Annotated in this window: 21 protein-coding genes; 12 read left to right on the top strand and 9 right to left on the bottom strand. The window is 64.7% G+C overall.

Annotated features, from left to right (window positions below; translation table 11 throughout):
• Nucleotides 1–85 precede the first annotated feature (85 nt).
• Nucleotides 86–625, bottom strand: coding sequence for a PEPxxWA-CTERM sorting domain-containing protein (locus M2339_RS04240; RefSeq protein ID WP_264587386.1), 540 nt, complete (start codon nucleotides 623–625; stop codon nucleotides 86–88).
• Nucleotides 626–722: 97 nt separating this feature from the next.
• Nucleotides 723–2,732 carry a S9 family peptidase gene (locus M2339_RS04245; RefSeq protein WP_319801012.1) on the bottom strand — a complete coding sequence of 670 codons (2,010 nt, stop codon included), beginning with the start codon at nucleotides 2,730–2,732 and terminating at the stop codon, nucleotides 723–725.
• Nucleotides 2,733–2,996: 264 nt separating this feature from the next.
• On the opposite strand from M2339_RS04245, the gene M2339_RS04250 reads away from it, so the two are divergent.
• Complete coding sequence (locus M2339_RS04250; RefSeq protein ID WP_264587385.1) at nucleotides 2,997–3,989, top strand: bile acid:sodium symporter family protein; 993 nt, start codon at nucleotides 2,997–2,999, stop codon at nucleotides 3,987–3,989.
• A gap of 4 nt (nucleotides 3,990–3,993) precedes the next feature.
• On the opposite strand, the gene M2339_RS04255 is transcribed toward M2339_RS04250, so the two are convergent.
• Complete coding sequence (locus tag M2339_RS04255; RefSeq protein WP_264587384.1) at nucleotides 3,994–5,073, bottom strand: helix-turn-helix domain-containing protein; 1,080 nt, start codon at nucleotides 5,071–5,073, stop codon at nucleotides 3,994–3,996.
• Between the two features lie 11 nt (nucleotides 5,074–5,084).
• Here M2339_RS04255 and M2339_RS04260 point away from each other — a divergent pair, with 11 nt between their 5' ends.
• Nucleotides 5,085–7,112: a TonB-dependent receptor gene (locus tag M2339_RS04260; RefSeq protein WP_413714713.1), complete on the top strand. Its 2,028-nt coding sequence runs from the start codon at nucleotides 5,085–5,087 to the stop codon at nucleotides 7,110–7,112.
• 92 nt (nucleotides 7,113–7,204) lie between these two features.
• The gene (locus tag M2339_RS04265; protein WP_264587383.1) at nucleotides 7,205–7,732 is read left to right on the top strand and encodes a cytochrome b; all 528 of its coding nucleotides are present in this window, start codon (nucleotides 7,205–7,207) and stop codon (nucleotides 7,730–7,732) included.
• A gap of 90 nt (nucleotides 7,733–7,822) precedes the next feature.
• Here the strand turns inward: M2339_RS04265 and leuA are convergent, their stop codons facing one another.
• On the bottom strand, nucleotides 7,823–9,517 hold the full coding sequence (leuA, locus tag M2339_RS04270) for a 2-isopropylmalate synthase (protein WP_264587382.1): 1,695 nt from the start codon (nucleotides 9,515–9,517) through the stop codon (nucleotides 7,823–7,825).
• A 406-nt stretch (nucleotides 9,518–9,923) separates the two neighbouring features.
• On the opposite strand from leuA, the gene M2339_RS04275 reads away from it, so the two are divergent.
• The 5 genes from M2339_RS04275 to trxB all read left to right on the top strand — a co-directional run bounded on the left by M2339_RS04275 (nucleotide 9,924) and on the right by trxB (nucleotide 15,213).
• Nucleotides 9,924–11,330, top strand: coding sequence for a circularly permuted type 2 ATP-grasp protein (locus M2339_RS04275; RefSeq protein ID WP_264587381.1), 1,407 nt, complete (start codon nucleotides 9,924–9,926; stop codon nucleotides 11,328–11,330).
• Nucleotides 11,331–11,409: 79 nt separating this feature from the next.
• Nucleotides 11,410–12,342 (top strand): alpha-E domain-containing protein, encoded by a 933-nt coding sequence (locus tag M2339_RS04280; protein ID WP_181559953.1) that lies wholly within the window; start codon nucleotides 11,410–11,412, stop codon nucleotides 12,340–12,342.
• 18 nt (nucleotides 12,343–12,360) lie between these two features.
• Nucleotides 12,361–13,200 carry a transglutaminase family protein gene (locus M2339_RS04285; protein WP_264587380.1) on the top strand — a complete coding sequence of 280 codons (840 nt, stop codon included), beginning with the start codon at nucleotides 12,361–12,363 and terminating at the stop codon, nucleotides 13,198–13,200.
• Nucleotides 13,201–13,255: 55 nt separating this feature from the next.
• The gene (locus tag M2339_RS04290) at nucleotides 13,256–13,990 is read left to right on the top strand and encodes a peptidase (RefSeq protein ID WP_264573071.1); all 735 of its coding nucleotides are present in this window, start codon (nucleotides 13,256–13,258) and stop codon (nucleotides 13,988–13,990) included.
• 251 nt (nucleotides 13,991–14,241) lie between these two features.
• Nucleotides 14,242–15,213 carry a thioredoxin-disulfide reductase gene (gene trxB, locus M2339_RS04295; RefSeq protein ID WP_264575604.1) on the top strand — a complete coding sequence of 324 codons (972 nt, stop codon included), beginning with the start codon at nucleotides 14,242–14,244 and terminating at the stop codon, nucleotides 15,211–15,213.
• Nucleotides 15,214–15,324: 111 nt separating this feature from the next.
• Here the strand turns inward: trxB and M2339_RS04300 are convergent, their stop codons facing one another.
• Nucleotides 15,325–15,621, bottom strand: a complete 297-nt coding sequence (locus tag M2339_RS04300; RefSeq protein WP_264587379.1) for a hypothetical protein — start codon at nucleotides 15,619–15,621, stop codon at nucleotides 15,325–15,327.
• Nucleotides 15,622–15,806: 185 nt separating this feature from the next.
• A complete protein-coding gene (locus M2339_RS04305; protein WP_264588365.1) occupies nucleotides 15,807–16,112 on the bottom strand; it encodes a phosphopantetheine-binding protein in 306 nt (101 codons plus the stop codon).
• A gap of 143 nt (nucleotides 16,113–16,255) precedes the next feature.
• Here M2339_RS04305 and M2339_RS04310 point away from each other — a divergent pair, with 143 nt between their 5' ends.
• Entirely contained in the window at nucleotides 16,256–17,800 is a 1,545-nt protein-coding gene (locus tag M2339_RS04310) for an AMP-binding protein (RefSeq protein ID WP_264587378.1), read from the top strand.
• On the top strand, nucleotides 17,797–19,050 hold the full coding sequence (locus tag M2339_RS04315; protein ID WP_264587377.1) for a pyridoxal-dependent decarboxylase, exosortase A system-associated: 1,254 nt from the start codon (nucleotides 17,797–17,799) through the stop codon (nucleotides 19,048–19,050). The genes M2339_RS04310 and M2339_RS04315 overlap by 4 nt, the downstream gene beginning before the upstream one ends.
• Before the next feature lie 6 nt (nucleotides 19,051–19,056).
• On the opposite strand, the gene M2339_RS04320 is transcribed toward M2339_RS04315, so the two are convergent.
• From M2339_RS04320 to fmt, 3 genes are all read right to left on the bottom strand, one after another.
• Nucleotides 19,057–19,512, bottom strand: coding sequence for a hemerythrin domain-containing protein (locus tag M2339_RS04320; RefSeq protein ID WP_264587376.1), 456 nt, complete (start codon nucleotides 19,510–19,512; stop codon nucleotides 19,057–19,059).
• 79 nt (nucleotides 19,513–19,591) lie between these two features.
• On the bottom strand, nucleotides 19,592–20,341 hold the full coding sequence (gene truA, locus M2339_RS04325) for a tRNA pseudouridine(38-40) synthase TruA (protein WP_264587375.1): 750 nt from the start codon (nucleotides 20,339–20,341) through the stop codon (nucleotides 19,592–19,594).
• Entirely contained in the window at nucleotides 20,338–21,246 is a 909-nt protein-coding gene (gene fmt / locus M2339_RS04330) for a methionyl-tRNA formyltransferase (protein ID WP_264588364.1), read from the bottom strand. Before fmt ends, truA begins: the two co-directional genes overlap by 4 nt.
• Nucleotides 21,247–21,311: 65 nt before the next feature.
• Here fmt and recR point away from each other — a divergent pair, with 65 nt between their 5' ends.
• Both recR and def read left to right on the top strand, forming a co-directional pair.
• Complete coding sequence (recR, locus tag M2339_RS04335; RefSeq protein ID WP_264588363.1) at nucleotides 21,312–21,908, top strand: recombination mediator RecR; 597 nt, start codon at nucleotides 21,312–21,314, stop codon at nucleotides 21,906–21,908.
• A gap of 103 nt (nucleotides 21,909–22,011) precedes the next feature.
• Nucleotides 22,012–22,542 (top strand): peptide deformylase, encoded by a 531-nt coding sequence (gene def, locus M2339_RS04340; protein ID WP_264587374.1) that lies wholly within the window; start codon nucleotides 22,012–22,014, stop codon nucleotides 22,540–22,542.
• Nucleotides 22,543–22,583 lie beyond the last annotated feature (41 nt).

The following is a 22,583-nucleotide window of genomic DNA, read 5'->3' on the forward strand; positions in this document are numbered from 1 at the left end:
ATTGTTGCGGGCGGGCGTTGGCATCAGTTCTAACGCAGCCAAGCCGCGCTTGGGCTCCTGCCTTCGCAGGAGCACAGGTGGTGCATCAGGCCCGCGCCAAGCTCAACGACATCTCCCGCCGCCTAATCATCGCACCCACCAACGCGAGGCCTCCCATCATCATGGCCCAGCTCGCCGGCTCTGGGACGAAGGAGCCGAAGCGGATATCTGGGAAGGGTTCGGCCGGCCAACTCTCATCCTGCCACATGCGCGCGCTGGTGATCGTGAGTTCGGCGCGGTCAAACACCTCGTAGCCGGACATGAAAACGCCGGTGCCCTGCGTGGGGTGAAACAGCCCATCGAAGGGATCAACCGTCTCCGGCCCGAACGAAAAGCCGATGTCCCAGCGCGTCACATGGCCAAACAGGGCGGAATAGGTGAAATCGCCGGGCATGGTGCCACCGCCATTGCCGCCCACCGCGAGATCGCCGCTGGCGAAAAACGTCGTCTTGCCCAGATAGGTCGTGGTCTGCGCGACCTGATCGATCCGGTACACATCGGCGGTGCCGCTGATCTCGAATGGGGTGATGGCATGAGCGGGGAGAGACAGGGCGGCCAGAGCGGCCGCGAGCACAGGCTTCAACATGGAACGCCTCCCTAAAGGATGCGCCAGACTGTCTCATTTTCGAACATGCGCCTAGAGCGCGGCAGGCCGGGCGGCACCGGCCTGCCTTTGTTTCGAGTTACTTCAGCGCATCGCTCAGGCCCGGCAGCATGTCTGCGCCGGCCAGCACCTTGGCGCTCGACTCCTTGACCGTGGCGCCGATTGGCTCTGCCCGCCCGCCGAGGCAGGCCGAGAGGAAGCTTTCGGTGATCGCATTGAAGGCGATATTGTTCTGCGGCTTGGCGAAGCCATGGCCCTCATCCGGATAGAGCACATAGGTGACCGGAATGTTGTTGGCTTTCATCGCCTCGACGATCTGGTCGCTCTCCGCCTGCTTCACGCGCGGATCGTTTGCTCCCTGGCCGATGAGCAGCGGCTTGCTGATCTGGCCCGCCTTGTGCAGCGGCGAGGCCGCCTTGAGCAGCGCCAACCCCTCGCGCGTATTGGGATTGCCCATGCGCTGGTGAAATTGCTCGATGCCGGCGGTCCAATAGGGCGGAATGGTGTTCAGCAGCGTCTCCAGATTGGAGGGGCCGACGATATCGACGCCGCACGCGAAGGTGTCGGGCGTGAAGGCGAGGCCGGCGAGCGTCGCATAGCCGCCATAGCTGCCGCCCATGATCGCGACCTTGTTCTTGGCCGTGATGCCCTTGCTGACCGCCCAATCGACCGCGTCGATCAGGTCGTCATGCATCTTGAGGCCCCATTGCAGGTTGCCCGCCGTGATGAAGCTTTTGCCAAAGCCGGTCGAACCGCGGAAGTTGACCGACAGCACAGCATAGCCGCGATTGGCCAGCCATTGATGATAGCTGTTGTAGCCGAAGCTATCCCGCGCCCACGGGCCGCCATGGACGAGGAGGACCATCGGCGCCGGCTTGTCCGGTACGCCGTCGCCATCCGCATCTCTACCCGGCGGCAGGGTGAGATAGGAGACGAGCGTCAGCCCGTCGCGCGCGGGAATTTCGCGGGCGTGCATCGGCACCAGCGGTGCGCCTTCCAGATCGGGGCGGCTGACATAGAGCTTGGTGAGCGCGCCCTTCTTGCGATCGTAAAGCCAGGCGGCGGCCGGCGCGGTGACCGGATCGTTGTAGATCGTCCAGACGCTATCATCGCGGGTGCGGGAGGTGACCTGGAAATCGCCCTTCAGCCGCTCGCGCAGCCATGCCAGCGACTGGCCGACATCCGGGTCGATCGCCGTCCATTCGGTGGTCAGATATTCGACCGAATAAGCCTCGATCTCGCCGGTCACGGGATCGGCCATCGCGCCGCCGACATCGGCCTTGTCATTGGCGGCCAGCACCTGGCTCTTCCCCGTGGTGACGTCCTGCGCAATCAACGCTGCGGTGTCGCGGCCCCGGCTATCCAGCCAGTAAAGCGTCTTGCCATCCGTGGTGAAGCCGGCGGGCTGGGTGGTCAGGGCATCTTCCAGCGTGGTGCGGGAGAGGGGCTTGTCTTCCACGACGTTGTTCGTGACCCGGAAGAAATCATAGCCACCCTCGGCATTGGGCCGCAGTGCCATGCGCAGCACGAGATTATTGTCGGCGAGGAAGCCGGCATAGCCATCACCCCGGATGACCTCGGTCAGCGCCCCGGTCTTCAGGTTGAGGCTGTAGACATCATGCCAGCGCTCGTCGCGGTTGTTGATGCCGACGAGAATGCGGTCGCTGATCGTGGTGGAGGTGCCGACGATCATCACGCGCGTCTTCTCGAAGGGCGTCAGCAGCTTTTCGGCGCCGGTGGCAACGTCGACCCCGTAGAGCAGGTAATTCTCGTCGCCGCCCTTGTCCTGCACATAGAGCAGCATGGCGGAATCGGCGGTCCAGTAATGCACGCCGATGGGCCGGTCCTTCTCGGCGGTCATTGGCCTTGCCTGATCGGGATGGTCGGCCGGGGCGACCCAGATGTTCATCACGCCATCGCGGGGCGCCAGCCAGGAGAGATATTTGCCATCCGGGCTGACGCGCAACTGCGCGCGGTCCGGGTTGCCGAACAGGCGCTGCCGCTCGATGATCGGCGCATCCTGCGCGAAGCTCGCCGTTACCGGCGCGCCACCGGCAGCCAGCATGAAACCAAGGGCAAATGTCGTCACGCAGGTCGGCCTCTTCATAAAGCATGTCTCTCGATGGGCCGGTCGTCAGTTGGGGAGGGAGAGCCGGCTGTTTCGGAATAGCGCGAGCATATCGAATGGTTCCGCCACGGGCTAGCCGGCTGAGGCTTTTGGATGGCGGGCCAAGGCATGCGGCAGCCGTCCGGGGGTTTTGCCGACTAGAATTTGTGCGCCATGAGCCTATGGGCTTTGCCGGGATGGGCCTAAGGGTGCCTGCCAGACATTCATCCGATTGGGGGATAGCAATTGAAAAAGACCGGTCGCCTTGCCTGGCTGAAGATCGACCGTTTTACGCTGATGCTGTTGGGCACGCTGTTGCTGGCGAGCTTTTTGCCCGCGCGCGGCAGTCTGGTGCCGGCGGTGGACCTGCTCGGCAAGGTGCTGGTGATTGCGCTGTTCTTCATCCACGGCGCGCGTCTGCCCCGCGAGGCGGTGGTCGGCGCCATCGGCCAGTGGAAGCTGCAATTGCTCATCCTCGCGGCGACCTTCGCGCTGTTTCCGCTGATCGGTATCGCCCTCAAGCCGCTCTCCGGGCCGGTCATCGAGCCGATGCTGTTCACCGGCATTCTCTTTCTGTGCTGCCTGCCCTCGACGGTGCAGTCGTCCATCGCGCTCACGTCCATCGCGCGGGGTAATGTGCCGGCAGCGGTATGCGCGGCGGCGGCTTCCAATCTGGCCGGCGTGGTCTTTACGCCGCTGCTGACGGGCCTGCTGCTGGCGAGCAGCGCGGCAATCAACATGGATGCCGTCTGGGCGATCGTGGGCCTGATCCTGATCCCCTTCGCCATCGGTCAGGCGCTGCACGGCTGGATCGGCGTCTGGCTGCTGCGCCACAAGATGCTGACCTCCTTCGTGGATCGCGGCGCCATATTGGTGATGGTCTACGGGGCGTTCGGCAAGGCGGTGACCGGCGGCCTTTGGCAGGCGATCTCCGGCATAGACATCGCCATTCTGCTCGGCTTCTGCCTGCTCATCCTGGCCGTGGTCGTCATCGTGCTGCGACTGGCGGCGCGGCTGACCGGCCTGGCGCGTCCTGACGAGGCTTCGCTGGTATTCTGCGGCTCGGTCAAGTCGCTGGCGACGGGCGTGCCGATGGCGAATGTGCTTTTCCCCGCAGCCATGGCCGGCGCCGTCGTCCTGCCGGTAATGATGTTCCACATCGTCCAGCTGGTGACCGGCGCGTTCCTGGCGCGCGCCTATGAGCGCCGCGCGATTGCGGCGGCACCGGACGAATCCTGACTGGTTAGTGAGTCAAAGGGCGGGCGAGGGCGCGCCATTGCCCGGGCGTCGTCTCGAACCGGCGCTTGAAGGCGCGGGCGAAATGGGCCGGGTCTTCGAAGCCGTTGGCAAAAGCGATCTGCGAGATCGAGGCGCCCGCCCAGCGTGCATCGCGCAGATCGTCGGCAGCGCGCTGCAGGCGGCGATTCCAGATTTGCCCGGTGATCGAGACGCCGAGCGCATCGCGCATCAGCTGATCGAGCCGGCGGCGGCTGATGTGCTGCGCCTGGGCGATCTGTTCGGCGGTCAGGCCGGGGATCGATAGGTTGAGCTCGATATAGTCGAGCGCTTTCTGCACGCGCCAGTGGACGTTCTCCAGCTCTACCGCGAGGCCGGAGGTCGCGCCGAGGAGTTGGATGACGGCATTCATCGCCGCGTGCTGCTGCGCCTCTCGCAGGTCGCCCGCCACGCGCAGCAGGTGCAGCACGGTATGAGCGAGCAGGGAGGTACCGGCATCACGCCCGGGAATGAGCGTGGCGACGAGATGCTCCATGTCCGGAAAGCGGCTCATCACCAGCGCGCGGGGCATGCGCAGCAGCAGCAGCTGGCTGTAATCCAGCCCGCACAGGCGGAATGGGTAACGCTCGTCGATAAAGCAGATGTCGCCCGGCGCCATTTCGCACTGTCGTTGCCGTTGGGTAGCAAGAGAGCTGCCTTCCGCCTGCAACATCATGGTAAGAAACTGATGGGATTCCGGACTGCCGGTGGGCGCGTATGTCACCTCGGCAGGGGCGGAGGACACAGCAAACAGCGCGCCCGGGCCAACACGGCGATGCAGGATCGCTCCGATTGTGGGATTGGCCTCGATCGCCTGTACGCACAGGCCGGGAAAAACATTCGGCGCCGCGCCAGCCCATATGTCCGCGCGCTTGGCCCGATCAAAGCCGCTCAGGTCGACAACCGAGGATAGACCCTCGAGATTGACTGCTTCCATCTCCTCAACTCCAATCCTGTATTGAGACAGGTGCCGGGCCTTGTCAAAGCAAATGGTCAGACATCCCCGCTTATTTATCGCGGCGTTGCCAAGGCCGGGCCGATCCGGCATGGCCCGGCCCCATGATGACCCATTTCCGTTTCGTCGTGCTGCTGAGCGGCACCAGTCTGCTGCTCTCCATGCCCCTTCACGCGCAGGAAACCGGTCCGGATGTGGTGGTGCTGGGGCAGGGGCTTGCGCTGCCGCCGGGCACGCCGGCTTATGGATCGGTCACGCTCGAAAAGACGCGGCTGGCGGAAGACGCCTCCGGCACGATCGAGCATGCGCTCGGCGATGTCGCCGGCTTCCAGCAGTTCCGCCGGTCGGATAGCCGCTCGGCCAACCCTTCGGCGCAGGGCGTCACGCTGCGCGCGCTGGGCGGCAATGCGACCAGCCGGGCGGTCGTGCTGCTGGATGGCGTGCCGCTGGCCGATCCCTTCTTCGGTTCCATTCCGTTCAATGCCCTGCCGCTTGACGGAATCGGCGCGGCGCGGATCACCCGGGGCGGTGGTGCGGGAAGCTTCGGGGCCGGCACGGTCGCCGGCAGCATCGAGCTGTTCAGCGCCGATCGCACGCAATTGCCGCGCTATAGCGCCCGGGCGCTCTATGGCTCGCGCAACGCCCAGCAGATCGACGCCAGCGTCAGTCCCGATCTCGGCAATGGCTTCGTCTCCATCTCCGGCAGCTATGCGCGGGGCGATGGTTTCTGGACGACGCCGGCGGACCAGCGCGTCGCGGCCAGCGTACCGGCGGCCTACGAGACATGGGCGGTGAGCGCGCGCGGTGTCGCCGCCGTGGGCGAGTCGAGCGAGATTCAGGCGCGCATCGGCCTGTTTCGCGATGACCGGACCTTACGCTTCGCCGGGGCCGACAGCGCGCAGGAAGGGCAGGACGCCAGCCTCCGTTATGTCGGGCGCGGTGACTGGCAGGTCGAGGCGCTGGGCTATGTGCAACTGCGCAACTTCAGCAACATCGTGGTCAGCGCGACGAGCTTTCGCCCGACGCTGAATCAGCGCAACACTCCGTCGACAGGGCTCGGCGGCAAGCTGGAGGTGCGCCCGCCGGTGGGTGAGGATCATCTGCTACGGATCGGCGCCGATAGCCGGTTCGCGAGCGCGGACATGTATGAGGAGGCGCTTAACGCCACGACCGGCGCCGCGACCGCGCGGCGTGAAGCCAGCGGCCGGCAGGTCACGAGCGGGATTTATGTGGAGGATGACTGGTCGCTCGGGCGCCTCATCCTGACCGGTGGCGCGCGCCTCGACTATTGGCGGATTAGCGGCGGGCGCTTCACCGAGCGGACGCCGGCCGCCGGCGCGGTCAGGACGGTGACTTATGCCGACCGCGAAGATTGGGAAGGCAGCTTCCGCGCGGGGCTGATCTGGCAGGCAACGCCGGGCGTCGCTTTGCGTGCAGCAGGCTATACCAGCTTCCGCCTGCCGACGATCAACGAGCTGTATCGCGGTTTCACTGTGTTCCCGGTGACGACGCAGGCCAATGCCGATCTCGCACCCGAGCGGCTGCGCGGTGTCGAGGCCGGGTTCGATCTGAAGCCGGCGCCCGGCCTGACGCTCTCCGCCACCGCCTTCTACAATCATCTGGCCGACGCCGTAGCGAACGTGACGATCGGCACCAATCTGCGCCAGCGCCGCAATGTCGATGCGATTGTGGCGAAGGGCGTGGAAGTGAGCGGGACGATGACGCTGGGGGATTTCGATCTCGCGGCATCCTATGCCTATAATGACAGCCGCGTAGAGGCGAGCGGCGCGGCGGCTCAACTCGATAGCCTGCAACCGGCACAAAGCCCGCGCCATGGCGCCAGCGCCACGCTGGGCTGGCATGCGCCTGGCAATGCCCGGCTTGCGCTCACCGTCCGCCATGTCGGCCCGCAATATGAGGACGATCTGCAGGCCGACCGGATGCCCCCCGCGACGACACTCGACGGCTATGCCCGCGTGCCACTGACCGGCCGGATGGCGCTGGTCGGCCGGGTCGAGAACTTGTTCGATGAACGCGTGGTCACCCGGCAGGTGACCTCGGCCAATGGCGCCGTGAGCACAGACCTCGGCACGCCGCAGACCTTCTGGATCGGCATCCAGATCGCGGGATAGCACCTCCGTCGCCCTCGCATATTTGAGCGGCCTCTTGCGCAGCGGGGCCCTTGTCCGCATTCTGCCCATTGTTGGGCATGTTGGAGGACGTGATGGGGACTTACGCGGGGGTGCGCTATTCCATGGTGGCGATCTGGCTGCACTGGATCATTGCGCTGCTGATTATCGCCAATATCGCGATCGGCCTCGGGCACGATCCGCTGGGTGCGGTGATCCCCGGCGTCATGAATATTCACAAATCCATCGGGCTGACCGTCCTCGTCCTGTCCGTACTGGCGCTGCTCTGGCGCCTGATGAACAGCCCGCCGCCGCTGCCGACGACCATATCCAGACGCACCAAGCGCGCGGCGGCGTTGATGCACCGTTTGCTCTATGCGCTGATGATCCTCATGCCGCTCACCGGCTGGATCATGTCCTCGGCAGGGCCGCGTCCGCTCAACTGGTTCAATGTCTTCGACGTGCCCAAATTCTCGGTGGCGCGGGGCGATGCCATCGTGACCGTGGCCGGTTCGCATGAGGTGCTTGGGCTTATCTTCGGGGCGCTGGTGATCGGCCATATCGGCGCGGCGCTGTGGCACCAGTTCATCCGGCGGGATGGGCTGATTATCCGGATGGTGTGACGCTGCGGGCCTAACCTGTGCGGGATATGAAAAACCCGGCCGGAGGGCTGCTCCGGCCGGGTTTATCGATGCTCTGAAGGATTGGGCGGGTCAGGCAGCCTTTGCTGCAGCATTCTGGCGGCGGTGATAGGCGTTCACGACCGACAGCACGGCCTTCACCGATGCCGTCGCCACGTCTTCATCCGTGCCGACGCCGAAGAATGTGGTGCCATCATCGGTGCGACATTCGACATAGGCCGCCGCGCGGACGTTGCCGCCGGTGCCGATGGCGTGCTCATTATAATCGACCACGTCGAGCCCGATGCCGAGTTCATCGCGCAGGGCCGAGAGGACCGACGAAATCAGGCCATTGCCCCGGCCCGAAATGCTGCGCTCCTTGCCATCATGGACGATCTTGCCGGTGAACACGCGGTTCCCGGCAGGGCCGCTCTCGACATAATCGACCAGCGCATAGGGCTGTGCGCCGGCGAGGCAGTAATGCTGCTCGAACGCCTCCCAGATGTCGGCGGCATGCAGCTCACGGCTGGACTTGTCCGCCATGTCCTGCACGACCTTGGAAAAATCGCCCTGCATCCGCTTGGGCAGCTTGAGGCCCTTGTCCTGCTGCAGCACCCAGGCGACGCCGCCCTTGCCGGACTGCGAGTTGACGCGGATCACCGCTTCATAGGAGCAGCCGATATCCGCCGGATCGATGGGCAGATAAGGCACGTCCCAGATCTCGTCATTGCGCTGTTCCTGCGCGGCGAAACCCTTCTTGATCGCGTCCTGATGGCTGCCGGAGAAGGCGGTGAAAACCAGATCGCCGGCATAAGGGTGGCGGGGATGGACGGGGAGCTGGTTGCAATAGGTCACCGTCTGCACGACCTCTTCCATGTTGGAGAAGTCGAGGCCCGGCGAGACGCCCTGCGTGTAAAGATTGAGTGCCACGGTCACCAGATCGCAATTGCCGGTGCGCTCGCCATTGCCGAACAGGCAGCCCTCGACGCGATCGGCGCCGGCCATCAGACCCAGCTCCGCCGCCGCCACGCCGGTGCCCCGGTCATTATGCGGGTGCAGCGAGATGACCACGCTGTCGCGGTTCCGGATGTGGCGGCAGAACCATTCGATCTGGTCGGCATAGATATTGGGCGTCGCGGCCTCGACCGTGGCGGGCAGGTTGAGGATCAGCGGCTTCTCCGGCGTGGGCTGGAGAATGTCCATCACCGCCTCGCAGCACTCCAGGCTGAAATCCAGCTCGGCGGTGGAGAAGGTTTCCGGGCTGTACTCGAACCGCCAGTCAGTGTCCGGTTGCTTGGCGGCTTCGTCGCGAATGATCTTCGCGGCATCGACGGCGATCTGCTTGATCTGCGGCCGCTCCATGTTGAACACGATCCGCCGCCACGCCGGAGAGACGGCGTTGTAGACGTGGACGATAGCCTGCCGTGCACCCTGCAGGCTCTCGAAGGTGCGCTCGATGAGGTCACGGCGGGCCTGCGTGAGCACCTGAATAATGACATCGTCAGGGATGCGGCCTGATTTGACGAGACCGGAGATGAAATCAAACTCGGTCGCGCCGGCCGAGGGGAAGCCGACCTCGATCTCCTTGAGGCCGACGCGGGTCAGCAGCTCGAAGAAGCGGGTCTTCTTCTCGGTATCCATCGGATCGATAAGCGCCTGATTGCCATCGCGCAGATCGGTCGAGAGCCAGCGGGGCGGCTGGGTGATCGTGCGCGAGGGCCACTGCCGGTCGGGCAGGTCCACTTGCGGGAAGGGACGGTATTTCTGTGACGGGTCGCTCAGCATCATGGTTCGGACATTTCATTGTTCACAGCCAAATGCACGCAGGCGCTATCCATTTGCACTGATGAGGATCTGATTCTGTGGCTAAAAGGCCCTTAGGCGCAGCGGGCCGCCTGCGGCAACCGCTTGGGTATCGCGCCTAAGGGCGCGTAAGTCGCGTAAGGCGAAGGGCCAGCCAAAAGTCCATGCGCGCTCCCATGCACGGAAAATGGGCATCCGTCCAGCATGAAGTGAAAAAACGGCGGTAATCGGCCATAATTTTCCCGGTGCGTCAATCCGTCATAGCGCTCGACACAGATATTTTAATCGCAGCGGAACGCGATCGTGTTTCCCGCGATTTTTACTCTTGATTTTGAATTTCCCCGGCTCACTATGCTGCAATGCACAATAAGATAGAGAAACGCATACGCTGATGACATGTTCCGAGATGCTGGGTGAGGCTGGAGACATTCGCGACTGTTACGCGGTGGTTCAGCAATGGGTGGATGAGACCGGCATCGAGGGGCTGCACCGACGATTGAGCGAGGCGGAAGCGATCTTCCGGCGCATCGGCATAACCTTTGCAGTATATGGGGAGGGCGGTGACCCGGAGCGGCTCATTCCATTCGATCTGTTGCCGCGCATCTTCACGGCTGCGGAATGGGCGCGGCTTGAGGCTGGCATCCGCCAGCGCGCTGCCGCCCTCAATGCCTTCCTGCTCGACGTCTATAATCGCGGTGAGATCATCCGGGCCGGGATCGTGCCGGGCGACATCGTCTATCAGAATAAGGCCTATAAGCCGGAGATGGCCGGTTTCACCCCGCCGGGCAGGGTCTACAGCCATATCGTCGGCATCGATATCGTGCGCACGGGGCTCGATGATTTCATGGTGCTGGAGGACAATTGCCGCACACCCTCGGGCGTCTCCTACATGCTCGAAAATCGCGAGATCATGACGCGGATGTTCCCGGAGCTGTTTGCCCGGCAACGCGTCGCGCCGGTGGATGATTATCCGAGCCAGCTTCTGCGCTCGCTGCAGGAGGTGGCGCCGCCCGCCTGCAAAGGCGTGCCGCAGGTCGTGGTGCTCACTCCCGGCTCGTTCAACAGCGCTTATTATGAGCATAGCTATCTGGCCGACCTGATGGGCGTCGAGCTGGTCGAGCCGGCCGATCTCTTCGTGGAAGATGGGCTGGTCTTCATGCAGACCACGCGCGGGCCACGCCGGGTGGATGTGATCTACCGGCGCATCGACGATGATTTCATCGATCCGCTGGCCTTCCGGCCCGACAGCCTGCTCGGCGTCCCCGGGCTGTTCAATGCCTATCGCGGGGGCGGTGTGACGCTCTGCTCGGCACCGGGCGCGGGGATCGCGGATGACAAGGCGATCTACGTCTATGTGCCCGAGATGATCCGCTTCTATCTGGGCGAGACGGCGATCCTGCAGAATGTGCCGACCTGGCAATGTTCCAAGCCGGACGATTTCGCATATGTGATGGACCATCTCCCCGAGTTGGTCGTGAAGGAGGTCCACGGCTCGGGCGGTTATGGAATGCTGATCGGCCCCAAGGCCACCACGAGCGAGATCGAAGCTTATGCCGGGCGCATCCGGGCCAATCCCTCCGAATTCATTGCGCAGCCGACGCTCGACCTTTCGGCAGCACCCACACTCGGGCCGGTCGGCCTGGTGCAGCGCCATGTCGATTTCCGGCCATTCTGTCTTGTCGGCAAGGAGATCAGGCTGGTGCCTGGAGGCTTGACGCGGGTTGCGCTGGCGGAAGGATCGCTGGTGGTGAATTCAAGCCAAGGCGGCGGCGTCAAAGATACATGGGTGCTCCGGTGAGGGGGGCTGCGATGAGAGAGGCGGCCATGATGCGCGAGGCCGTTTGCGGCATGCAGGTCCAACCGAAGGGAGGCCGCCCATGCTGAGCCGGACCGCCGAAAATCTGTTTTGGATGGCCCGCTATATGGAGCGCGCCGAAGCCACTGCGCGATTGCTCACCATGGGGCAGCGGATGACTATCCTGCCCGGCGCGACGATGCGCGACGAGTGGCGCTCGGTCGTGCAGGTTACCGAGTGCGAGGATGTGTTCGGCAAGGATGCCATCATCCGCGAGAGCGACATCGTCGAGCATCTCATCCTGAATGCCGATAACCCGGCGTCCATCCGCGCCTGCCTCGCGCGGGCACGGCAGAACGGCAAGTCGGTGCGCACCGCGCTTACCCAGGAGATGTGGGAAGCGCTCAACGAGGGCTGGCGCAAACTGGAAACCTATGGCGTCAACGATGCGCGCCGTGAATTCGCCGAGATCATCGATTGGGTGAAGACCCGCGCGATGATCTTCCGCGGCGCCACCGAGAGCGGCCAGTTGCGCAACGAGGGGCATGATTTCCTGCGGGTCGGTGGCGCGCTGGAGCGGGCGCAGATGACGTTGCGGTTGCTGGACGTCAAATATTACGTCCTGCTGCCGGAGACCGAAGTGGTCGGCGGCCACCGCGACCATTATCAATGGACTTCGGTGCTGCACGCGCTGTCGGGCAGCCGCGCCTATCATCATGTCTATGGCGGCTCCTACACGCCGGCGCAGATCACGGACTTCTTGATGCTCAACCGGCAGTTTCCGCGCAGCACGCTCTATTGCTTCGACCAGATCGCCTATCGGCTGCAGCGGCTGGCCAGCTGGCACGGCCAGCGCACGCCGGCCAATCTGCGCAGCGAGGAGATGGTGGAGACGCTCGCGCAGGCCAATAGCGGAGATATTTTCCGCCGGGGCTTGCACGAAACCGTCCAGAGCAAGATTGTCCAGTGCAACATGCTTGGGCACGAAATCGCACAAGCCTATCATTTCGGCTGAGCGGGAGGCGACCGGGCCATGCGGATCACGATCCGTCACGAGACTGTCTATCGGTATGAGGAGGAGGCTGGCGGCGTGGTCATGCGCCTGCGCCTGCTGCCGGCGACTAGCAACGCGCAAACCGTCGAGCAATGGACGGTGACAGCGAACGGCCAGCCCATCGAACGCTGGATCGTCAACGGTTATGGCGATGCGGAGGCCGTGTGGCGCGCGCCCGGACGGGTCGACAGCGTCACGATCCTGTCAGAAGGGACAGTGCGGACAGTCGATTGCGCCGGTGTGCTCAAGCCTGCCGATGGGGCAGTGCGGCCCCAGCTGTTCCTGCGCGCGACGCCGCTGACCGGGATCGACGCGGCGATTGCCGATCTGGCCCAGCGCGCGCGACGGGAGGAGGGCGTGCTCGCCAGCCTCCACGCCCTCTCCGATCTGGTGCACGAGGAGATCGAATATCGATCCGGCAGCACCAGCATGGAAACCACGGCCGCGCAGGCCTTTGCCCAGAAATCGGGGGTGTGCCAGGATCAGGCGCATGTCTTCATTGCAGCGGCGCGCAGCCTGTTGATCCCGGCCCGCTATGTGGTGGGCTATCTGCGGGACGACGAGCGGCCGGATAGCGACCATGAGCCCCATGCCTGGGCGGAAGCCTGGGTAGAGGGGCTGGGCTGGATCGGGTTCGATATTACGCTGGGCCTCTGCCCGGTAGAGGGGCATGTGCGCCTGTGCTGTGGCCTTGATGCCGCAGATGCCGCGCCGATTCGGGGCGTGATGATCGCAGGGGGCGAAACCGCATTGTCGCACGACGTGCAGATTGCCAGTCTGCCATCTGAGGATACCGCACAATCCCAGACGCAACAGTGAGTCGGGCGGGCGGCTCAATGCGGGCATGAAAAAGGGGCATAAAATGACGTATTGCGTGGCATTGCGGGTCGAGGCCGGCCTGGTGATGCTCTCTGACACGCGGACCAATGCCGGGCTCGATAACATCGGCATGTTCCGCAAGACCTTCACTTATGAGCGCCCTGGCGAGCGGGCGATTGCGCTGCTGTGTTCTGGAAGCCTCTCAGTCACGCAGGAAGTGCGCACCAAGCTCTCCCGCGCCATGAAGGACGCGGTCGACAATCCCGAGGTCGAGACCCTGCTGAACTGCGCCACCATGCACCGCGCCGCCCATCTGGTCGGCGAGGCGATGAAGGCGGTTCAGAAGGAAATGCGCGAGGGGATGAGCGGCACCAGCCCATCGCTGAGCGCCAGCATCCTGCTGTGCGGGCAGCGCAAGGGTGGCAAGCCTCGCCTTTACCTGGTCTACTCGCAGGGCAATTTCATCGAAGCGACGGCGGACACGCCCTTCTTCCAGATCGGCGAGCACAAATATGGCAAGCCGATCCTCGACCGGATGATCAAGCCGACCACGTCGCTGTCGGATGCTGCCAAGGCGGTATGCGTCTCCATGGATTCGACGCTGCGCTCCAACCTGTCGGTCGGAATGCCGCTCGACCTGAGCATCATCCCGCGCGATCAGTATGAGTTCAGCGTCCGTCGCAGGATCGAAGCGGACGACCCGGAATTCTCGACCATTTCCCGGCAATGGGGCGAGGTACTGAAGTCCGGCTTCGATTCGCTGCCCTCGATGATCGGCGCGGGATCCTGAAGACTTTAGCCCCTCCTCTTCAGAGGAGGGGTTGGGGTGGTACAGCAACGCTTCTGTTATCCACCGCGCGTGCGATGCTGGCACATCGCCACCACCCCCGGCCCCTCCTCTGAAGAGGAGGGGAGTGTAAACCCCAACCTCGTCGCCCAAGCATTGAGTTCCGCGTCGCACACCCTAAATGCGAATGACAATCGCCAACCCATGCTGGCGCATAAACAACCCTATCTGTCCGCGAAGGAAGACATCGACCCATGACCGCCACGCACAGCTCGCGCATGATCATTCTCGGTTCCGGGCCCGCCGGTCTTTCGGCCGCCATCTACGCCGCGCGTGCCGGCATGGCGCCGATAGTGGTGCAGGGGATGCAGCCGGGCGGTCAGTTGACCATCACCACCGATGTCGAGAATTATCCCGGCTTCCGTGAGGTCATTCAGGGCCCGTGGCTGATGGAAGAGATGCAGGCACAGGCTGAGCATGTCGGTACGCAGATGATGTACGACCAGATCGTCGACGTCGACCTCAGCAAGCGCCCGTTCAAGCTGACTGGCGACGGCGGCACCGAATATTATGGCGACACGTTGGTCATCGCGACCGGCGCGCAGGCCAAGTGGCTGGGGCTGGAGAGCGAGCATCTGCTGCAGGGCAAGGGCGTCTCGGCCTGCGCCACCTGCGATGGCTTTTTCTATCGTGGCAAGAAGGTGGTGGTGATCGGCGGCGGCAACACCGCAGTCGAAGAAGCGCTGTACCTCACCAATCATAGCCATGATGTGACGCTGATCCACCGCCGCGACAGTCTGCGCGCGGAGAAGATCCTGCAGGATCGCCTGTTCGCCCACCCCAACATCAAGGTCGTGTGGAACAAGGCCGTCGAGCGTTTTGTCGGCGGTGGCGATCCGGAAGGTCTGGTCGGCGTCGATCTGGTCGATACCGAGACGGGCGAGAAGAGCCATATCGAGACGGACGGGGCGTTCGTCGCCATCGGCCACAAGCCGGCGACTGAGCTGTTCGAGGGCAAGCTGCCGCTCGATGAAGGCTATTTGGTTGTCGAGAAAGGCACGAGCCGCACCAGCATCCCCGGCGTGTTCGCGGCCGGGGACGTGACGGACAAGATCTACCGTCAGGCGGTGACGGCGGCCGGCATGGGCTGCATGGCGGCGCTGGACGCCGAGCGCTTCCTTGCGGAAGCCGACTTTGAATCACAGCGCGAGCATGTCCCGGCCTGATCGCGGCATCACGGTGAACTAGAATGTGAAGAGCCGGGCGACCGCGAAGGTCTGCCCGGCTTTCCTTTGTCTTGAGCCTGAGCGCGAGCCCAGACGGGTCACGTGGCGCGATTAGCGCGAGGCAACCTTGGTCAGCGGCGTCTCATTGAGCAGGATCGCATCCTTCACGCGGAAGGAAACCGGCATCCCGTTGGCGCTGCCGATCACGCGGCCCTTGGCGACGGTGAGACGGAAGGTCGAGCCGGGCGTTGCGCGGCCCTCGATCACCCGGCGGCTGTCGCCGAGTTCGGTGACGGTGTAGGAGTAGCTGACGCCTTCATGCGTGAAGGTCTTCTCAGCCTCTTTCGCGTGGCCGGGTGTGACGACGGCAAACGAAAGCAGTGCGGCGGCAAAAAAAGCATTTTTCACGAACAGTCTCCTTTGTCAGTTGCAAAAGAGCCTTGCTCGGCATCCCATGTTCTTCCGTGGTCATAGTGCTGCGCTGCACCATGGCTCACAAACGCAAAAAGCGGCGGAGCGATTGCATTTGATGCAAACCGATGGCGCGGTGCAGCGCGCGACGTGCGGCAAGCGAATGCGAAGGAGTTCGCCTGTCAGGCGGCGCGGCTGTCCAGTTTGCGGCTCAGCATGGCGGCCAGACTGCCGAACGTCTCGAAGCTGTCCATATCCACATCATCATCATCAATGACGATATCGAGCCGATCCTCAAGATCGGTCAGCAAGGTGGCGACAGCCATGGAATCCAGTTCCGGCAGCGACCCGAACAGACCCGTGTCGTCGTCGAACAGATCGGCACGCTGAGGGGCGAGCCCGAGCACATCCACCAGCGATGCGCGCAACGCATCGCTGGCCGCGCGGTTGGAGGCGCCATTGCCCTCTCGATCCTGGCTCGTCTGCATCATCGGGCCCCTAACGGGTCGATATCATTTTGGAAAGCATGGCGATGCGGGGCCGGGCCGATCTTGCCCGACTGTTGCGGCCGATCCACGTTCGCAACGCGCGCGCCTATTCATGCCTTGAAAGAACATGATATGGGCGGAGGATGCTACCGCCCCTCGACCATCTGACACAGCAGGGCGAGCCGACCGCCATTGCTCTGGCGGGCAAGTTCGGCGCGATCGATTATGCGACGATGGAGCAGATGGTCGGACGGCTCGCGCACGTTCTCGCCGCGCGTCTCGAGGGGGCAGGCGCGTCCGGCGGCAGTCGGGTGGCGGCGTGGCTGCCCAAGGGCCTTCTCGCGGCGCTGCTGCCTCTGGCCGTGGTGCGGGCCGGGCATGTCTATGTGCCGATCAATCCGCTGCTCAAGCGGGCGCAGGTTGCCCATATCGTGCGGGATAGTGGCGCGGCGATGCTGATCTCGCAGCCCGCGCGGCTGGGGACGCTGGAGCCAGGCGATATGGCCGACACTGCGGCGCGCGTGGAAGAGGCCGCGCTGCTCGGTGTGATTGAAGATGCGGACGCCGCGACGTTGCCGCCCGGCACGGGACGCCCCGGCGATCTGGCCGAGATTCTCTATACATCGGGATCGACCGGGAGGCCCAAGGGCGTGATGCTCAGCCACGCCAATCTGATGATCGGCGCGCGGTCGGTGGCCGGCTACCTCGGCCTCGACGCGACGGACCGTACTCTCGCGCTCCTGCCGCTCAGCTTCGACTACGGGCAGAATCAGTTGCTCTCGACATGGTGGGCCGGCGGATGCGTGGTGCCGCTGGATTATCTGCTGCCGCGGGAGGTCGCGAAAGTCGCAGCCCGGCACGCGATCACGACGCTGGCCGGCGTCCCGCCGCTCTGGGTGCAATTGACCGAGATCGACTGGCCGCCAGAGGCGCGCGCTGCCTTGCGCCGCCTCACCAACAGCGGCGGGGCGCTCACGCGTCCGTTGATCGCACGCTTGCGCGAGACATTCCCCGGTGTGGACGTGTTCGCCATGTACGGGCTGACCGAGGCGTTTCGCTCCACCTATCTCCCTCCCGACCTGCTGGATCGCCACCCGGACAGTATCGGCCAGGCGATACCGGACGCGGAAGTGCTCGTCGTGCGGGCTGATGGCACTTTGACGGACGATGATGAGCCAGGCGAACTGGTTCATAGCGGCCCGCTGGTGGCGCAAGGCTATTGGCAGGATGCAGCACGGACGTCGGAGCGATTCAGGCCGGCGCCGGCAGCTTCTACCTATGGTGGCATGGCGGTGTGGTCCGGCGACACCGTGGTGCGCGATGGCGAGGGCTTGCTGCGCTTCGTCGGCCGGGACGACGCGATGATCAAGAGCGCCGGCAATCGCATCAGCCCCAGCGAGGTGGAGGAGGCGGCGGTGGCCGTCGCTGGCGTGGGCGAAGCCTGTGCGCTTGGTCGCGCGGATGAGCGCCTCGGCCAAGTCATCGTGCTGTTCGTGCGGGCGGAAGCGGCATTATGCGAGACCGATCGCGGCTCGCTCGGCGAGCGTCTATCCGCGCAGTTGCGGCAGACGCTGCCCAATTTCATGCAACCGGCGGAGATCAGGATTTTGGCGCAGATGCCGCGTAACCCCAATGGCAAGATCGATCGCGTGGCGCTCGCCGCGCTTGCCGGGGAGGGCGGCGCATGACGCCCCTCAAGCCCAAGCCGATGGGGCCGATCCCGCCCGGTTATGAGAGCGAGGGCGGCATGCTGCTGGTCGGCGGACAGGGCGTGGCCGCGCTGATCGATCAGATCGGAGAAACGCCGGCCTTTCTCTATGACGCCGGCAAGCTCCGCCAGCGCGTAGCGGCCCTGCGGGCGGCCATGCCGGCTGGGGTCGATCTCCATTATGCGATGAAGGCCAATCCCTTCGCGCCGCTTCTCGCACTCATGGGGGAGCTGGTGGACGGGTTCGACATTGCCTCCGCCGGAGAACTGGAAATGGCGCGGGCAGCCGGGGTGGACGGTAGCCGGATCAGCTTTGCCGGACCGGGCAAGACCGACCGGGAACTGGACGACGCCCTTGCGGCGGGCGTTACGATCAACCTGGAGTCGGAAGGCGAGGCCGAGCGCGCACTCGCGCTGGCTGCACGCGCCAATGTCCGGCCCCGGCTCGCGGTGCGCGTCAATCCCGATTTCGAGCTGAAAGGCTCGGGCATGCGGATGGGCGGCGGCGCGCGGCCCTTCGGCCTGGATGCCGATCGTGCGGCCGCAATGACCCGCCACCTGATCGCCGCAGGAGCGGAATGGCGCGGCTGGCATGTCTTTGCCGGCTCGCAGTCGCTGGATGCGCAGGCCATCGTTGCGGCCCAGTCGGCCACCATGGAGCTTGTCGCGCGCCTTTCCGATGAGGTGGGGGCAAGCCCGCCGCTGGTCAATCTCGGCGGTGGCTTCGGGGTGCCTTACTTCCCCGGTGACGTGCCACTCGACCTCTCCATCATCGGCGACGGGCTGAATCGTCTGCTGGCCGACCGCCCCGCGATGCTGCGCGAGAGCCGGTTCGCGCTTGAACTGGGGCGCTTTCTGGTGGCGGAAGCCGGCATTTACCTCAGCCGCGTGATCGACGTGAAGCAAAGCCGAGGAGAGACTTTCGCCGTGGTGGATGGCGGCCTACACCATCAGCTCGCGGCCAGCGGCAATTTCGGCACCGTGGTCCGCCGCAATTACCCGATTGCCCTGGCCAACCGATTCGATGAGTCGCCAGTGAGTGAGCCAGTCCATGTGGTCGGTTGCCTTTGCACGCCGCTGGATCGGCTCGGCGATGCCGTGGTGCTCCCGCCTGTCGCGGTCGGCGATTTCGTCGCGCTGTTCATGGCCGGCGCCTATGGCGCGAGCGCCAGTCCGGCGGCCTTCCTGGGCCATGCCCCGGCCCGCGAGTTGCTGGTCGAAGAGGATTGATGCCCGTCAGGCGGCTGATGCCTGATCGGGCGCAATCCCGATCCCACTCAGGCCCTGCGACTCCAGATAGGCCGGATAAAGCATCTGCTCTTCCCTCTGGATGCGGTCGACCAAAGCCTCCAGCGCGGGCCGGAGGGCGGCGCGAAACGCCTCGGGTTCCTGGAAAATCCGACAGTCCGGCCAGGCCTTCATCAGATCGGCCCATAGATCCCCCAGATGGCCGGTCTCCGCATGATATTGCGAGGCGAGCGTGGCGATCCTGCCGTTGCCGCTGGCGCGCAGGGCTGGATAGACGTGCTTATCCTCCTTGGCCAGATGGCGGATCAAGATGCGGTTCAACTTGCTGCGCACCGCGATCAGTTCGCCCACCTCCGCGCCGGATCGCTGCGCCGCCGGGCTCGTGACTTGCTGGCACAGATCGAGCAGCGCCATATGTTCAGCCTGAAGATACCCCAATTCCATGTCTTAGCCTGCCTCGCGACACCGCTCGCATGTCCATCTGAGCATCCAATCTGCGCCCGGGAGCTTTAACAATGTGTTGTCAGGCGGTTAGGGGATAGTCCGCCGAGATGAAATAAAGGCCGTCCGGCGGGGCGTTGTGCCCCAGCGCGGCGCGATTGCGCGCGTCCAGCGCCGCCTTGAGGTCGTCGGGTGACCATGTGCCCGTGCCGACCAAGGCAAGGCAGCCCACCATCGAGCGGACCTGATGATGAAGGAAGCTGCGGGCCTTGGCGTGAACGGTGATGCGCTCGCCGATGCGCACGACATCAAGGCGGGCGAGGGTGCGGTGGGGGCTGTCCGCCTGACATTGCGCGGAGCGGAAGGTAGTAAAATCATGTCGGCCGACCAGTGCCTGCGCGGCCTCGTGCATCCGCTCGGCGTCCAGCACCTGCGGCACACGCCAGACAAGGCCGCTCTCGAAGGTGAGCGGCGCGCGGCGGTTAAGGATGCGATACTCATAGGCGCGCGCGACGCAGGAGAAGCGGGCGTGCCAATCCTCCGGCACGATTTCGCAGGTCAGAATGGCGATCGGCTCGGGCCGCAGATGGGCATTGAGCGCTTCCATCAGGCGAAAAGGCGTGATCGCCTTGTCCAGATCGACATGCGCTCGCATGCCGAGGGCATGAACACCCGCGTCGGTGCGCCCGGCGCAATGGACGATCGGCGCGCCGCCGGCGATGCGGCCCAACGCCTCCTCGATGCATTGCTGCACGCTCGGGCCATGGGCCTGGCGCTGCCAGCCCATATAGGGTCGCCCGTCATATTCGACCGTGAAAGCGAAGCGGGTCATTCCAAGAGGGTGCCAGCCGGAATGGCAGTGCCACGCAACAGATCGGCGGTGGCCATGGCGCCCTTGCCGGCGCGCTGGATGAGGGTGGGGCGCAGCGAGCCTTGTTCGCCGCATCCGATCAGCAGGCCCGCGTCGAGCACGGTTCCTGCGGGGCCGGGCCGAGCATCGACTGAGGCAGCCAGAACCTTGTAGCGCTCGCCCTTGTGCGCGAACCATGCGCCCGGGGCGGGGTTGAAGGCGCGAACCTGCCGTTCGGCCGCGACCGGCCCGGCGGTGAAATCGAGGTGGCTCTCCGCCTTGTCGATCTTGGCCGCATAGGTCACCCCATCCTCGGGTTGGACGATCGGCGGATAGGCTCCGATCTGATCGAGCACCTGGACCATCAACGCGGCCCCGACATGCGCCAGTTCATCGGTCAGCGCGCCAGCGGTCTTCTCGTCCACGGGCGTGCTGACCTTTGCCAGCATCGGCCCGGTATCGAGACCCTTGGCCATCGCCATGATGGTGACGCCGGTGCGCTCGTCGCCTGCGAGGATGGCACGCTGGATCGGTGCCGCGCCGCGCCAGCGCGGGAGCAAAGAGGCGTGGACGTTGAGGCTGCCGAGCCGTGGGGCGTGGAGGACCGGGATCGGCAGGATCAGCCCGTAGGCGGCGACCACGGCGACGTCCGCCTCGAAAGCGTCGAAGACCTCCTGTTCCGCCGGGTCATTCAGGGAGAGGGGCGTTCGCACCGGCAGGCCCAGCGCCTCCGCTCTGGCTTGCACCGGGCTCGGGCGAGGCGCCTTGCCGCGACCTGCCGGCCGGGGTGGCTGCGTATACACCGCCACGACGGAATGGCCGGCCGCGGTCAGCGCATCGAGCGTCGGCACCGCGAAATCCGGCGTTCCCATGAAGACGATCCGCAAAGGCTCTTTCATGTGGCCCTCTGAAACGCTTGTATCATCGCAGCGCAAGCCCTTATTTGGCAGTCATGTCCTCGCCAGAGATCGACGCGCTCACGCGGGCGCTTGCCCGGCTGCCCGGCCTTGGCCCCCGTTCGGCGCGGCGGGCGGTGCTGCACCTGCTGCAGCGGCGCGACGCGGCGATGGTCCCGCTGCTGCGGGCGCTGGAAAGCGTGAGTGAGCGGATGGTGCATTGTTCGGTCTGCGGCAATGTCGATACCATCGATCCCTGCGCCATCTGCGCCGATCCTCGCCGCGATGCCCGCGCTTTGTGCGTGGTGGAGGATGTGGCGGATCTCTGGGCGCTGGAAAAGTCGCGCCTGTTCCCGGGACGGTTCCATGTGCTGGGCGGGCGGCTCTCCGCGCTGGATGGCGTGCGGCCCGAAGACCTGTCGATCGCCAGCCTTGTCCAACGCGTCGCCGATGGCGGCATTGATGAAGTCGTGCTGGCGATGAACGCCACGCTGGAGGGGCAGACGACCGCCCATTACATCGCCGAGCGGCTGGAGGCCTACCCGGTGCGGCTGACGCAACTGGCCCATGGCGTGCCCGTCGGGGGCGAACTCGATTATCTTGATGAGGGCACGCTGGCGCAGGCGCTGCGGGCGCGGCGGCCGATTGGTTGAGGGGCGGATACGCGGGCAGATCCTGCCGCGTTCGATCAGCCTGATCGGAACAAAGCGTTAACAACGGCTTGATCTCGCGCCTTGGCTTTCATATCTGGACAGCATGGCCATTAGACCGATCCTTGAGACCCCGGACCCGATTCTGCGGACGATTTCGACGCCCGTCGAGGCGATCGACGATGATTTGCAGACGCTGATCGATGACATGTTCGACACCATGTACGATGCCCCGGGTATCGGGCTGGCGGCCATCCAGGTCGGCGTGCCCAAGCGGGTGCTGGTGATCGATCTGCAGGAGCCCGAGTCCGATGAGGAAGGCGCCCCGCCGGTCAAGAATCCGCTGGTATTCATCAATCCGCAGATCCTTGATGGGTCCCCCGAAAGCTCGGTTTACAACGAGGGCTGCCTTTCTGTGCCGGACCAATATGCCGAGGTCGAGCGGCCAGCGCGCATTCGCGCAAGCTGGATGGATCGGCAGGGGCGGATTCATGAGGAAGAGCTGGAAGGGCTGCTCGCGACCTGCCTGCAGCACGAGATGGACCATCTCGAAGGCATTCTCTTCATCGATCATCTGTCTCGCCTGAAGCGCGACATGCTGCTCAAGAAGCTCGCCAAGACCCGCAAAGCCGCCTGAGCTTCTGCGCCCCATTGCGGCGCGGCTTGGTTTTCGAATTT

Source organism: Sphingobium sp. B2D3C, from assembly GCF_025961835.1.
In the GTDB taxonomy this organism is placed as follows: Bacteria; Pseudomonadota; Alphaproteobacteria; order Sphingomonadales; family Sphingomonadaceae; genus Sphingobium.